The sequence below is a fragment of the Amycolatopsis sp. NBC_01307 genome (assembly GCF_035975215.1).
In the GTDB taxonomy this organism is placed as follows: Bacteria; Actinomycetota; Actinomycetes; order Mycobacteriales; family Pseudonocardiaceae; genus Amycolatopsis.
On the sequence record NZ_CP108403.1, the window covers coordinates 1,118,094 to 1,131,109 of the forward strand.

Sequence of the window (13,016 nt, forward strand, 5' to 3'; positions counted from 1 at the left end):
TGTAGGCGCACCGAAACCGACCCGTGATCTCGGTCGGCAAACCGAGTACTGTTCGGGCACCAATCGGACTCGAGGAAGTGGAGCGATGTCGGAACGACCGCCCGCACAGCATCGGGAAGAACGCGAGTCAGTCGGCCGGGCCGTAATCGGGGTGGTCGTCACCGCGGTCGTCGCCGCGGCGATCTGGACGTGGATATCCCTGTCGGTTTCCGGTGGTCAGGGGATTGTCATCGCCATCGCGGGCGCGTTGACCGGGATCGTCGCGTGCGTCGCGGTGTTCTTCGCGCTGCGCCGCACCGATCAGGTCGCGCACGCGACGGGGCAGACGCGGACCGCGCTCGATGAGGCCCAGCAGGCCCGCGAGTTCGTCCGGTACAGCGACGGTGAACTGGCCCGGCTGCTGGAGCAGACGGTGCCCGACGCGGTCCGGCGGCTGCGCGGCGGCGCGCCCGCGGACAGCGTGCTCGCCGAGGTCCCGCGCCCGGCCGACGAACTCCACCAGCGCGTCCTGCGGCTGGTGGTCGACGAGATCGCCGTCGGGGAACGCCGGCGCGCGGCCGCGACCGCCGCCTGCGCGAACGCCGCGGGCCGGCTGCAGGCGCTGGCGACCAGCACCCTCGGGGACCTGCGGGAGATGGAGAACCGGTCGTCCGACGCGATGCTCGGCGACCTCCTGAAAGTGGACCACAGCACGGCGCAGGCGGGCCGGCTGGCCGACAGCATCGCCGTGCTCACCGGCGCGCGCTCGGGCCGCCGCTGGACGAAACCGATCCGGATGGAGAGCATCCTGCGCGGCGCCCTCGGCCGCATCGGCGCTTATCAGCGGGTCCGGGTGCATTCCGCGAGCGGGGTGGCCGTCGTCGGTTACGCCGCGGAAGACGTCATGCACGCGCTCGCCGAACTCATGGACAACGCGACGAAGTTCTCGGCGCCGTCCGAAGAAGTGCACGTTTATGTCGAAGATCTGCACAACGGCGCGGTCATCACCATCGAGGACGGCGGCCTCGGGATGAAGGCGCAGGCCCTCGTCCGCGCCGAGCGCGCGGTGTCGCTGGACCAGCCACTCGACCTGACCTCGATGTCGGGCACGCGCCTCGGCTTGGCGGTCGTGGGCTGCCTGGCCCGCAAGCACCAGCTGCACGTCTTCTTCCGGCCGTCTTCGCGTGGGGGGATCGGTGTTGTCATGCGCATTCCGACGCAGCTGATCACGCAGCCCCGGCCGGAAACGGTGCCGGAGGCCGACGATTCCGCCGCCGTCGCGTGGCCCGGGCCCGCCGACGACACGAGCCACGAGATCACCGGCGACCTGGCCGAGCCGTCCGAGCTGCCGCGGCGCTCGCGCGGGCAGACGCTGACCGCCGCGTCGCGCCGGCCGCCGTCGCCCACGCCGAGCACCGCCCGGGCCGAGCGGGACACCGGTTCCCGGTTCGGTGCCTTCCAGCAGCGGCGCAGCGGCAGTACCGCTCCGTCGCGCCACGCCGCCACCCCGGCGGACACCGGCGAAGACGCGTGACCCGTCGCTCCCCCCGAACACCCACACCCCGCCAGATTGGAGCGAGGGGACCCGCCAGCCCGGTCCCCGGATTCGATGACTGATTCGGACAAGAGCCTCGAATGGCTCCTCGAGAACCTCGTCGGCAACACGGCCGGCGCGTGTCACGCGCTCGTGTTGTCCCGTGACGGCCTGAAGCTCTGTCACACCCAGGGCCTCACCGTCGACCGCGCCGACCAGCTGGCCGCGATCGCCGCCGGCGTCCAGGCGCTGGCGCACGGCGCGTCGGTCGAGTTCGGCGACGGCACCGGCGGCGTGCGGAACTCGATGACCGAGTTCCACGGCGGGATCCTCTTCATCGTGGAGGCGGGTGTCGGCTCGCACCTGGCCGTGATCGCCACGGAGGACGCCGACGTGGGCCTGATCGGCCACAACATGGACGAGCTGGTGGAACAGATCGGCTCGGTCTTCACCGCCCCGCCGCGCTTCACGGCGGCTGACCACCCGGCTTCGTGACGCGCTCGGCGCTCGACGGGGAGGACCCGGACCGGCTCTACACGGTCACGGGCGGACGCAGCAGCGCGGACGACATCGACCTCGATCTCGTCACGTTGATCGTCCGGGAGTCGCAGCCGTCGGCGGGTATGCAGTCCGAGCACGTCAGGATCCTCGAGATCGCGGCGAAGCCGACGTCCGTCGTCGAGCTGTCGTCCGATCTGGCGCTACCGGTGAGTGTGATCAAGATTCTGCTCGCGGACCTGCTGGCCATGGGCAAGGTGTCCGCCCGACATCCGTCGTCGGCCCAGGCCGCGGGACGGACCTCCGACTCGGAATTCCTCAAGAAGGTGCTCGTTGGACTCCGCAATCTCTGAACAAGACGAACGTCTGCCCCTGGCCGACACCGCGACCGACGGCCTGAAGATCGTCATCGTCGGCGGCTTCGGCGTCGGGAAGACGACCATGGTCCGGTCGGTCAGCGAGATCCGGCCGCTGAGCACCGAAGAGACGATGACGCAGGCCGGGATCGGCGTCGACCACACCCGCGGGGTGCAGGCCAAGACGACGACCACGGTGGCGTTCGACTTCGGCCGGATCAGCCTCGACGAGCAGTTGGTGCTCTACCTGTTCGGCGCGCCGGGGCAGGAACGGTTCTGGTTCCTCTGGGACAGCCTCTTCGCCGGCACCCTCGGCGCCGTCGTCCTGGTGGACGCCCGCCGGCTGGCCGAGTCCTGGTACGCGATCGACCGGCTGGAACACCACGGGACGCCGTTCATCGTGGCGCGCAACAACTTCGGGCCGCCGAAGCACAGCCTCGACGACGTCCGCGCCGCGCTCGACCTGCCCGACGAGGTGCCGCTCGTCGACTGCGACGCCCGCGACCGGGACTCGGCCAAGCAGGTGCTGATCTCGCTCGTCGACCACCTCTACACCCTGTCCACAGTCCGGGAGGGCGCATCGTGACCGGTTTCCAGACCAGCACCCCGGCGGACACGATCCCCGCGGCGGACCGCGTCCGGTTGTACGGGCCCGAGTTCCAGAAGGATCCCGCCGCGCTCTACGCCCGGATCCGGCGCCAGTACGGCGGCGTCGTCCCGGTCCTGCTCGACGGCGACATCCCGGCCTGGCTGCTGACCGGCTACCGCGAGATCCACCAGGTGTGCCAGGACTCGCAGCTGTTCGCCCGCGACAGCCGCCGGTGGAACCAGTGGGGCAACGTCCCCGACGACTGGCCGCTGCTGCCGTACGTGATGCACAACCCGTCGGTGATGTTCACCGAGGCCGCGGAACACCGGCGGCGGGCGGGCGCGATCGGCGACGCGTTGTCGGCGGTCGACCAGTTCGACCTCAGCGCCCACTGCGAGCGCATCGCGGACCGGCTGATCGACGAGTTCGCGGGCTCCGGCGAAGCCGACCTGATCGCCCGGTTCGCCCAGCAGGCGCCGCTGCTGGCGATCGCGAAGATGTACGGCATGCCCGACTCGGAGGCCCCCGCGCTGGTGCGGGACGTCGCCCTGTCGCTGGACGTCGGCCCCGAGGCGCTGCCCGCGTACGGCCGGGTGCAGGAGGCGATGGCGCGGCTGGTGGCGGTGAAGCACCAGCAGCCGGGCGCGGACGTGCCCACGGCCATGATGCAGGACCCGGCGAACCTGACCGACGACGAGGTCGTCCAGGACCTGCTGGTGGTGACGGCCGCGGCTCAGCAGCCGACGGCCAACTGGATCGGCAACACGATCCGGCTGATGCTGACCGACAGCCGCTTCGCGATGACGCTGTCGGGCGGCCGGGGGAGTGTCGGCCAGGCCCTCAACGAGGTCCTGTGGCACGACACGCCCACGCAGAACTTCATCGGCCGCTTCGCCACGCGCGACACGGTGCTGAGCGGCGTCCGCGTCCGCCAGGGTGACCTGGTGGTCCTCGGCCTGGCGGCGGGCAACGCCGACCCGCACGCCCGCCCGGACGCGGCATCGGGCGCACTGGGCAACCACGCGCACATGTCGTTCGGCCACGGCGAGCACGGATGTCCTTACCCCGCACCGGAAGTGGCCGAGGTCATCGCCCGCACGACGGTCGAGGTGCTGCTGGACCGCCTCCCGGACCTGGAACTGGCCGTCCCGGCGGAGAACCTGGTGTGGCGGCCATCGGTGTGGATGCGCGGCCTGGAGAGCCTGCCGGTGGTCTTCACCCCGGTCCACGTCGCCGGCCCGGCGACGTGGTGACCGTGACCTCGGCGCTCCCGCTCGCATGTCCGTGAAGGCCTCCTTACCGGCTCTTATGGCCGGTAAGGAGGCCTTCACGGACAACGGGGGTCGGCGCGCGGCGACGGGCTAGCTCGCCTGGCCGCCGCCGGCGCGTTCCTCGCGCAGCAGTTCGAGCGCGCGCTCCCGGGCCTTGGCTCGGTATCCGGCCAGGTCGCGGTCGTACTCGGCGGTGGCCGTCTGCCAGCGGGTGAAGGCGGCCGCGATGTCCGCTTCGCTGTGCAGCCAGTCGGTGCTCGCGCCGGGCCCGACCAGGCCGTCGGCGGTGCAGGCCTGGTCGAAGCCGTGCAGGTGCAGGAGCGCGCTCCCGGTCATCGGATCGGTGACGCGCTCCGGCTCGTCCTCCACCCACCGCACGGCCCAGGCGTGCGCGGCGGCCCTGGTGACGGCCCCGGAGATCAGCTCGGTCCAGGTGCGCGCCACCTGCTCGCGGTCGGGAACGGTCACCACCGCAGGCTAACCGGACGCCGATCCCGCCGGCGCCTACGCCGGGGTGAACGTCACCGGCACCGACGCCGGTCCCCGGGTGAAGACGCCTCGCTCGGCCGGTTCCGCGCCTTCGGCGAGCCGGACGTCCGGCATCGCGTCCAGCAGCTGGTTGACGCCCACCTCGATCTCCGTCTTCGCCAGCAGCGCACCCACGCAGAAGTGCCGGCCCAGTGCGAACGACAGGTGGCTCGCCGCCGCGGAAAACGCTGTCTCGGTCGGCAGGTCCGTGCGGAAGATGTCGAACGCGCCCGGGTTCGCGAAGCGGCGCGGGTCGCGGTTGGCGGCGCCGATCAGGCAGGTCACCGTGCTGCCGGCCGGGATCTTCTCGCCGCCGATCTCGACGTCTTCCGCGGGCTGGCGCATGATCATGTGCACCGGCGGGGTGTGCCGCAGGGTTTCGGCGAACGCCTTCGGGATCAGGTCGCGGTCCGCGCGCACGGCGTCGAGCTGGTCCGGGTGCTCCAGGAGGTTCCGGAACAGGCTGGCGATCGCCTTGTCCGTGGTCTCGCCGCCGGCGGCCAGCAGCAGGCTGCAGAACGCCTTGATGTCCTCGTCGCTCATCGTGGTGCCGTCGACTTCCGTGGCGCAGAGCGCGGAAAGCAGGTCGTCACCGGGGTTTTCGCGGCGGTCGCGGATGATCGGGATCATGTACGCGGCGAGCTCGTCGTGGGTCTGGAGGCCGGCCGCGGTGACGGCCTCGTCCTGGCTGAGGTTGCCGAGGAAGGCGATGATCGCGCTGTACCACCGCTGGAACCGGGCGTGGTCGCTCTGGTCCAGACCCAGCATGTCGACGATCACGTTGATCGGGAAGTGCCGCGCGTAGTCCGTCACGATGTCGGCCGAGCCGCGGCCGCGGAAGACGTCGATGAGCTGCGTCGAGTTGCGTTCGATCACCGGGCGGAACTTCTGCTCCAGCTCGTTGCCCCGGAACGCCGGCGCCACCAGGGCGCGCCGGATCGAGTGCTCCCGGCCGCTCATCTGCAGGATGGTCCGGCCGTGCACGGGTTCCAGCTGCCAGCCGTAGTTCTCGGTGGTGAACACGCCTTCCTTGAAGGCGCGCGACACGTCCTCGAAGCGCGAAATGACGTAACTCTGCATTCCCTCGTGCCAGATCACCTGCGAATGCTCGAGCATGACGTCGTAGGCGGCGTACGGATCGGCGGCGAACTCCGGAGACAGAAGGTCCGGCGCGTGCCCTGCTGAAGTCACGAGGCTCCTTTTCTCGACGGTCGGTCAGCAGGTTATCGGGGATAGTTGCCATTGCGAAAGAGTTCGGGTGGGGCTATTCACCCAAAACGACGTGGAAGATCTTCTCGTCGCTGTTGTCGGGAATACTGTCCTTGTCACCGTTGTTCGTCGTCGTCAGCCACAGTCCGCCGCCGGGCGCGGGTTCGACCGTGCGCAACCGCCCGTAGGTGCCGTTGAAGTACGCCTGGACGTTCGTCAGGTCGCTGCCGCTGATCACCTCGCGGTACATCCGGGTCCCGCGTTCGCACGCGACGTAGATCACGTCGCGGACGATGGCGATGCCGGAGCAGGAGCCGTCCGCCGTCGGGTACGTGCGCTTCGGGGCGATGAAGCCCGCGGTGCCGCACGTCCCGGAGGTGCCTTCGCACGCCGGCCAGCCGTAGTTGCCGCCCTTGGTGATCAGGTTGGTCTCGTCCATGATCGCGTTGCCGAACTCCTGCTCCCACAACCGGCCCTGGGAGTCGAACGCGAGCCCCTGCGGGTTGCGGTGGCCGTAGCTCCACACCTGGTTGCCGAACGGGTTGTCCGAGGGCACGCTGCCGTCCGGGTTGAAGCGCAGGACCTTGCCGTTGAGGCTGGTCTTGTTCTGCGCGTTGTCGCCGTTCTGGGCGTCGCCGGTGCTGGCGTAGAGCTTGCCGTCGGGGCCGAAGCGCAGCCGGCCGCCGTTGTGGAACTTGTTGCGCAGCAACCCGCTGAGCAGGACCTGCTCCGAACTGGTGGTGAGCTTGTCGTTCTCCAGCTTGATCCGCACGATCCGGTTGTCGGACGGCGAGGTGTGCATGATGTAGAGCCAGTGGTCATTGGAGAACGTGGTCGCGACGGCCAGGCCGAGCAGGCCGCCTTCGCCGTCGGTGTTGTCGACGCCGGAGACCGTGCCGACGGTGGTCTTGGCCCCGGTGGCGGGGTTCAGGTGGACGATGTCGTGCGCGTCGCGCCGGGTGTAGAGGATCGTGCCGTCCGGCAGCGTCACCAGGCCCCACGGGATGTCGGTGTCGGTGGCGATCTGCGTCACGGTGCACACGGATGCGCCGCAGGCCGCGCCGGTCGTGACGGTCGTGGACGCGCTGGGTGCCGACACGTTCGCCTGTGCGTCCCGCGCGACGACGTAGTACGAGTAGCTCGTGTTCGCCGCGAGACCGCTGTCGACGAAGGTGGTCGCGGGCGGCGCGGTGGCGGTCCCGGTGACGGTGCCGACCTTGGCGCCGCCGCGGTAGACGTCGTAGGCCCGGACGCCGATGTTGTCGGTGGCCGCGGTCCAGTTCAGGGTCACCGTCGTGCCGGCCGCGGAACCGGTCAGCTTGGTGGGCGCGCTCGGCGCCTGGGTGTCCGGCTGGCACTGCGGCGGGGTGATCGGCACGGTGGTGCTGGCCTGCGAGACGTTGCCCGCGGCGTCGCGGGCGTTCACGTACAGGCCCCAGGTCACGCCGCCGACGACGGTGAGGCTGGTCGACAGGGTGCTCCCGCTCACCGACTTCATCAGCTGGCCGTCGTGGTAGACGTCGTAGAACGCGACGCCCACGTTGTCGGTGGCCGCGTTCCACGAGAACGTCACGGCGTCGCAGACCAGGTCGCTCACCCGCGGGTTGCCCGGCACGCTCGGCGGCTGGGTGTCGGCGGCCAGCGACGTTCGCCACTTCTGGTTGCCGCCGTTGTTGCAGGTCCACAGCCCGACCAGGGTGCTGTTGGCGGTGCCCGCCGCGGTGACGTCCAGGCAGAGGCCCGACTGAACGCCGGTGATCGTGCCGTCGGTGCCGATCCGCCACTTCTGGTTGGCCCCGCCGTTGCAGGTGTAGATCTGCGCGTCGGCCGGGGAGGTGGTGCTCGCGCCGGCGACGTCGAGGCACATCGTGCCGTCGTACACCCGCAGCTCGCCCGCCGAGGTGAACGTCCAGCCCTGGTTGGCCTGCCCGTTGCAGTCGTAGATGTTGACGCGCGTCTTCGCCGCGGTGCTGTTGCCGACGACGTCGAGGCAGCGCCCGGAGGCCACGCCGACCACGGTCGAGCCGGTGGCCGCGGTCGCGGTGGTGGCGGTGGGCGCGACCACCGCGGCGGCGGCGATCACGGCGGTCAGGACACCGAGGCGCAATCGCCGACGGACGTTCGAGGAGAACATTCTCCTACCTTTCACGGGGGATCGGCCGGAGACCGCGGGGAGGGTGCGGAGTGCCGCACCACTGTCGTGGGCGCGCGACCGGACGTCAAGACTTGTCCGGCTGCTTGTCCGCTCAGTCGGTGATTGCCGTTGTACGGTGTGTCATATATCAGATCGGACTTCGGGAGGCCTGGTGGAACTCACCCGACGCCGCGCGCTGGCGATCAGCGCGGCCGGTGTGGCCGCCGCGGGACTGCCGACGTCCGGGGCCGCGTCGGCGGCCGGAACCGGCGCGGCGCTCGCGGGCCCGGTGACCGAGACGATGCTGCTCACCGGCAGCGACGCCGACCACACCGTCGACTGGGACTTCCAGGTCACGGCCGGCCGGCGCGCGGGGGAGCAGGCCACGATCCCGACGCCGTCCAACTGGGAGTGCCACGGCTTCGGCAGTTACCACTACGGCGGAGACCTCGTCCCGGCGGAGAAGGGCAACTACCGGCACTCGTTCACGCCGCCGGCGTCCTGGGCCGGGCGCCGGATCTTCCTGGTGTTCGAGGCCGCCATGACCGACGCCGACGTGCGGGTCAACGGCGTCTCGGCGGGACCGGTGCACCAAGGCGGCTTCTACCGCTTCCGCTACGACGTGACGGCCCTGCTGCGGCTCGGCGCGGCGAACCTGCTCGAGGTGACCGTCAGCAAGGAGTCGGCCGACAACTCCGTGAACGACGCCGAGCGCCGCGGCGACTTCTGGAACTTCGGCGGGCTCTTCCGGCCGGTGTCGCTGGAGGCGTACCCGGCCGCGCGGATCGACCGCGTCGCGATCGACGCCCGCGCCGACGGGACTTTCACCGCACAGGTCACGCTCGCCGGGGTGAGCGCGGCGGGCCGGGTGTCGGGCCAGCTGCGCCGGCTCGACGGCACGGCCGTCGGCGGCGCCTTTTCGGTCGCCGTGGCGAGCGGCGCGACCGGTGCGACGCTGACCACCACCGCGGCCCAGCCGCCCCTGTGGACGGCCGAGACGCCGAACCTGCACCAGGTCGAGCTGACGCTCGCGAGCTCCGCCGGCGTGGCCTTGCACAGCACCGTCGAGCGCTTCGGGTTCCGCACGATCGAGGTCCGCACCGGCGACGGCGTTTACGTCAACGGGAAGCGGATCGTCCTCAAAGGAGCGAACCGGCACACCTTCTGGCCGACTTCCGGCCGCGCGTCGAGCCCCCGGCTCGCCCGGCTGGACATCGGGCTGATGAAGGATATGAACATGAACGCCGTCCGGATGTCGCACTACCCGCCGGACGCCTACTTCCTCGACCTCTGCGACGAGCTCGGGCTCTACGTCCTGGACGAGCTGACCGGCTGGCAGCACCACTACGACGAGGGCGTCGGCGCGCCGCTGGTCGCGGCCCTGGTGCGGCGCGACGTCAACCACCCGTCGATCCTGTTCTGGGACAACGGGAACGAGGGCGGCTGGAACACCGCGCTGGACGACGACTTCGGCCAGTACGACCCGCAGCGGCGGGCGGTGCTGCACCCGTGGACGACGTTCAGCGGCGTCGACACCAGTCACTACCAGACCTACAGCAGCACCGCGACCAAGGCCGCCGGCACCACGGTCTTCATGCCGACCGAGTTCCTGCACGGGCTCTACGACGGCGGCGCCGGGGCCGGGCTGAACGACTACTGGAAGCTCATGGGCGGCGCCCAGCGCTCGGCGGGTGGGTTCATCTGGGCGCTCGTCGACGAAAGCGTCGTGCGCGACGACCGCGGCGGCGCCCTCGACACCAACGGCAGCCGGGCCCCCGACGGCATCCTCGGCCCGTACCGCGAGAAGGAAGGCAGCTTCTTCACGATCAAGGACATCTGGTCGCCGGTCCAGCTGGCCAGTCCCGGCTACTACGACACGGTCTTCCCGGCGTCGTTCGACAAGACCGTGAAGCTCGTCAACCGGTACGACTTCACGAACCTCCGGACGTGCCGGTTCGGCTGGCAGCTGCTCGCGTTCCCCTCGCCCGGCGCGGGCCCCGGCCACCAGGTGCTCGCCCAGGGCCAGGCCGGCGCGCCGGACGTCGCCCCGGGCGCCACCGGCGCGGTGACGCTCGGCCTGCCCGCCGACTGGACCGGCGCCGACGCGCTGCGGCTGAGCGTGACCGACGCGACCGGCCGGGACGTCGCCGGCTGGACGTGGCGGATCCGCAAGGCGCCGGACTTCGCCGCGCGCCTGGTCAAGCCGGCGACCACCGGCGGGGTCACCGCGGCCGAGACCGCCACCGACGTCACGCTCGTCGCCGGCGCCACCCGGGTCACCGTCAGCAAATCCAGCGGCCGGCTCACCGGCGTGCGCCGCGGCAGCGCGCCGGTGTCGCTCGGCAACGGTCCCGCCCCGGCCGGCGGCACGGCCGCGCTGACCGCGTTCAGCCACTTCCGCGACGGCACCGGCTGGGTCTTCCAAGCCGACTACACCGGCGACCTGACGTCGGTGCGGTGGCGGCTGGACGCCAACGGCTGGCTGCGGCTGGAGTACCGCTACCGCGCCACCGGCGACCACGACCACCTCGGCGTGAACTTCGACTACCCGGAGGCGAACGTCCGGGGCCTCACCTGGCTCGGCGACGGGCCCTACCGCGTCTACAAGAACCGGCTGCGGGGTGTGCAGCCGGACGTCTGGAGCAAGCCGTACAACAACACGGCGACCGGGTCGAGCGGGTTCGGCTACCCGGAGTTCAAGGGCTACCACGCCCGGACCTGCTGGGCGGTGCTCGACACCACCGAAGGCGCGGTCACGGTGGTCGCCGCGGACGAGGGCCTGTTCCTGCGGTTGTTCACCCCGGCGGTGGGACCCGACCCGCAGAACGCGGTCGTCACCTACCCGGCAGGCAACCTCTCCCTGCTCGACGGCATCGCGCCGATCGGCAACAAGTTCCACGGCGTCGCCTCGCTGGGCCCGGAGAGCCGCCCGAACGCGGCCGCCGGCGACTACCACCGGACGGTGTACTTCCGCTTCGACGCGTGATCGCCGCAGGTCCGAGGGGTGGTCGCCGGATAACGCGCCGGAATTCGGGTACTCCGCCGCCATGACGAACGATGGCGAAGACCGCGGGCGGCTGCCCGCCGAAGACGAGAACCAGACCGAAGAGCGGACCCTGGACCGCGGGCTCGCGCCGCCCTCGGTGGAGCCCGAGATCACCTCGACCCACCCGCTCGACCGCGGGCTCGCCCCGCCGGACGAGGAAGAGCCCGGCGAAAAGTGAAAAAGTTTTTGACTCAGAGAGAACAAGACGGTTTCTTCACTCATTCGACTGAATCGATGATTGCGCTGAGTCAAAAACAGAAAAATCTGTAACTCTCTTGTCGGGCAGATCGACTGTTCGGGGGTCAGACGACTGCGATCCGTGACGTCAAGGCGCGCGTGGATCGCCGACGGGAGGCCGAGAATCGATGGGTGTACCTGGGCAGGCGCAGTCGATCGCGCGCGACCACGCTCCCCGCCGGCCGCGGATCCGGGCTGGCGACCGGAATCGCTGGCTGCTGCTTTCCCTGGTCACGTTCGCGGTGGTCCCGGCAGACGACGACGGCAGCGCCTGGGCGATGGTCGCGGCACTGGCCGCCGTCGCATTGCTGGCCGCGGCCCACCGGACGCTGCGTCGAGCCGCGGCGAAGGTCGACGCCGCGCTGACGGACGAACTCGACCCCCGATGAGGAAGAATCGCGCCCGAAATGCCCCCGGGCGCGATTCCCAGTGACAGATCCCCCCGAAATGTGACACCCGGCGAGGACGTCACCCCTGAAAGCCGTGAAGGCCTCCTTACCAGCTCTTATGGCCGGGAAGGAGGCCTTCACGGCCATCGGGGTCAGAAGTACGGGGACCAGCCGGCGCCGTGGACGACCGCCTTGGCGAACTTGTTCATGCCGAGGCCGTTCCAGGTGTAGAGCGTGCCGCCGCTGCTGATCGAGGCGATGTCGGCGAGCGGCTTCGTGAACTATCCGAGCGAGTGGTGGCACTGGTCCTACGGCGACCGGTACTGGGCGCTGGCGACGGAGACCGCGCACGCCCCCTACGGCCCGACCACTACCTGAACCGACCAGCGGTAAACTGACGCCCGATGCCGGAAACCCGCCAAGTCTCGAAGCCGCCCGCGAAGCCGGGAGGGCCGACGCCACGTGGTGGCGGCTGGCTCCCGCACGGCTACCACCTCGACGCGCACTCCCACCCCGACGGCCAGCTCGTGTACGCCGCCGCCGGTGCGCTGGCCACCACGACCGAGCGCGGGACGTGGGTGGCGCCGGCCAGCCGGGTGACGTGGACGCCGCCGGGGTTCGCGCACTCCCACCGCTTCTACGGCCGGACCGACGCCCGGCTCGTCGCCATCCCGGCCGCGGAGTGCGGCGGGCTCGTGGCGCACCCCAGTGTGTTCGCGGTGAGCCCGCTGCTGCGGGAAGTTCTCCTGGCGCTGACCGGCCCGGACGGGCGGACGCCCGAGGCCGAGAAACGGCTGCGCGCGGTGGTGCTCGACGAGCTCGGCGAGCCGCCCGAGCAGTCCCTGCACCTGCCCGAACCGCGCGACGACCGGCTGCGCGTCGTCACCGATCTCCTGCGCGCCGATCCCGGCCGGACCGCGACGCTGGCCGAGCTGGGCCGCGCCGCTGGCGCGAGTGAGCGCACGCTCAGCCGGCTGTTCCACGCCGACCTCGGCATGGGCTTCCACCGCTGGCGCACCATCCTGCGCATCCACCACGCCCTGGCCCACCTCACCGGCGGGCAGTCGGTCACCGACACCGCGATCGCGTGCGGCTGGTCCAACCCCTCGACGTTCATCGAGGCGTTCACCGCCGTCGTCGGCCAGACGCCCGGCCGCTACCAGGCCGGCCTCCAGGACCACGGCGCCTGAGGTTGGCGGGTTTCCGGCATCGGCTGGCCGGATACCGGTGGTCGGCCCGCGCGTCC

At 70.9% G+C, this 13,016-nt stretch carries 13 protein-coding genes; 10 read left to right on the forward strand and 3 right to left on the reverse strand.

From position 1 onward, the window contains the following. Nucleotides 1-151: 151 nt before the first annotated feature. The 5 genes from OG439_RS04530 (at nucleotide 152) to OG439_RS04550 (ending at nucleotide 4,209) form a co-directional block, all read left to right on the forward strand. The gene (locus OG439_RS04530; protein WP_326948060.1) at nucleotides 152-1,513 is read left to right on the forward strand and encodes a sensor histidine kinase; all 1,362 of its coding nucleotides are present in this window, start codon (nucleotides 152-154) and stop codon (nucleotides 1,511-1,513) included. A 75-nt stretch (nucleotides 1,514-1,588) separates the two neighbouring features. Continuing rightward, nucleotides 1,589-2,008: a roadblock/LC7 domain-containing protein gene (locus tag OG439_RS04535; RefSeq protein ID WP_247049526.1), complete on the forward strand. Its 420-nt coding sequence runs from the start codon at nucleotides 1,589-1,591 to the stop codon at nucleotides 2,006-2,008. Next, nucleotides 2,005-2,364 (forward strand): DUF742 domain-containing protein, encoded by a 360-nt coding sequence (locus OG439_RS04540; protein ID WP_326948061.1) that lies wholly within the window; start codon nucleotides 2,005-2,007, stop codon nucleotides 2,362-2,364. Before OG439_RS04535 ends, OG439_RS04540 begins: the two co-directional genes overlap by 4 nt. Continuing rightward, nucleotides 2,345-2,953, forward strand: a complete 609-nt coding sequence (locus tag OG439_RS04545) for a GTP-binding protein (protein ID WP_442792282.1) — start codon at nucleotides 2,345-2,347, stop codon at nucleotides 2,951-2,953. Before OG439_RS04540 ends, OG439_RS04545 begins: the two co-directional genes overlap by 20 nt. Beyond that, complete coding sequence (locus tag OG439_RS04550; protein WP_326948062.1) at nucleotides 2,950-4,209, forward strand: cytochrome P450; 1,260 nt, start codon at nucleotides 2,950-2,952, stop codon at nucleotides 4,207-4,209. The genes OG439_RS04545 and OG439_RS04550 overlap by 4 nt, the downstream gene beginning before the upstream one ends. A 108-nt stretch (nucleotides 4,210-4,317) precedes the next feature. Here OG439_RS04550 and OG439_RS04555 read toward each other — a convergent pair whose 3' ends face one another. The 3 genes from OG439_RS04555 to OG439_RS04565 form a co-directional block, all read right to left on the reverse strand. After that, nucleotides 4,318-4,695 carry a hypothetical protein gene (locus OG439_RS04555; protein ID WP_326948064.1) on the reverse strand — a complete coding sequence of 126 codons (378 nt, stop codon included), beginning with the start codon at nucleotides 4,693-4,695 and terminating at the stop codon, nucleotides 4,318-4,320. A 36-nt stretch (nucleotides 4,696-4,731) separates the two neighbouring features. Next, nucleotides 4,732-5,946, reverse strand: coding sequence for a cytochrome P450 (locus tag OG439_RS04560; protein WP_326948066.1), 1,215 nt, complete (start codon nucleotides 5,944-5,946; stop codon nucleotides 4,732-4,734). A 73-nt stretch (nucleotides 5,947-6,019) separates the two neighbouring features. Continuing rightward, a complete protein-coding gene (locus tag OG439_RS04565) occupies nucleotides 6,020-8,098 on the reverse strand; it encodes a PQQ-dependent sugar dehydrogenase (protein WP_326948067.1) in 2,079 nt (692 codons plus the stop codon). A gap of 172 nt (nucleotides 8,099-8,270) precedes the next feature. Here OG439_RS04565 and OG439_RS04570 point away from each other — a divergent pair, with 172 nt between their 5' ends. From OG439_RS04570 to OG439_RS04590, 5 genes are all read left to right on the forward strand, one after another. Beyond that, entirely contained in the window at nucleotides 8,271-11,084 is a 2,814-nt protein-coding gene (locus OG439_RS04570) for a glycoside hydrolase family 2 protein (protein WP_326948068.1), read from the forward strand. A 61-nt stretch (nucleotides 11,085-11,145) separates the two neighbouring features. Then, the gene (locus tag OG439_RS04575; protein WP_326948069.1) at nucleotides 11,146-11,322 is read left to right on the forward strand and encodes a hypothetical protein; all 177 of its coding nucleotides are present in this window, start codon (nucleotides 11,146-11,148) and stop codon (nucleotides 11,320-11,322) included. A 187-nt stretch (nucleotides 11,323-11,509) separates the two neighbouring features. Continuing rightward, nucleotides 11,510-11,770 carry a hypothetical protein gene (locus OG439_RS04580; RefSeq protein WP_326948070.1) on the forward strand — a complete coding sequence of 87 codons (261 nt, stop codon included), beginning with the start codon at nucleotides 11,510-11,512 and terminating at the stop codon, nucleotides 11,768-11,770. Between the two features lie 234 nt (nucleotides 11,771-12,004). Further along, a complete protein-coding gene (locus OG439_RS04585; RefSeq protein ID WP_326948071.1) occupies nucleotides 12,005-12,148 on the forward strand; it encodes a M15 family metallopeptidase in 144 nt (47 codons plus the stop codon). Between the two features lie 26 nt (nucleotides 12,149-12,174). After that, a complete protein-coding gene (locus tag OG439_RS04590) occupies nucleotides 12,175-12,960 on the forward strand; it encodes a helix-turn-helix domain-containing protein (RefSeq protein WP_326948072.1) in 786 nt (261 codons plus the stop codon). Nucleotides 12,961-13,016: the final 56 nt, after the last annotated feature.

Bases quoted from the DNA above. Each gene is read 5' to 3' on its own strand.
- OG439_RS04535 (WP_247049526.1), top strand. From the start codon at position 1,589: ATGACTGATTCGGACAAGAGCCTCGAATGGCTCCTCGAGAACCTCGTC.
- OG439_RS04565 (WP_326948067.1), bottom strand. From the start codon at position 8,098: ATGTTCTCCTCGAACGTCCGTCGGCGATTGCGCCTCGGTGTCCTGACC.
- OG439_RS04575 (WP_326948069.1), top strand. From the start codon at position 11,146: ATGACGAACGATGGCGAAGACCGCGGGCGGCTGCCCGCCGAAGACGAG.
- OG439_RS04580 (WP_326948070.1), top strand. From the start codon at position 11,510: ATGGGTGTACCTGGGCAGGCGCAGTCGATCGCGCGCGACCACGCTCCC.
- OG439_RS04590 (WP_326948072.1), top strand. From the start codon at position 12,175: ATGCCGGAAACCCGCCAAGTCTCGAAGCCGCCCGCGAAGCCGGGAGGG.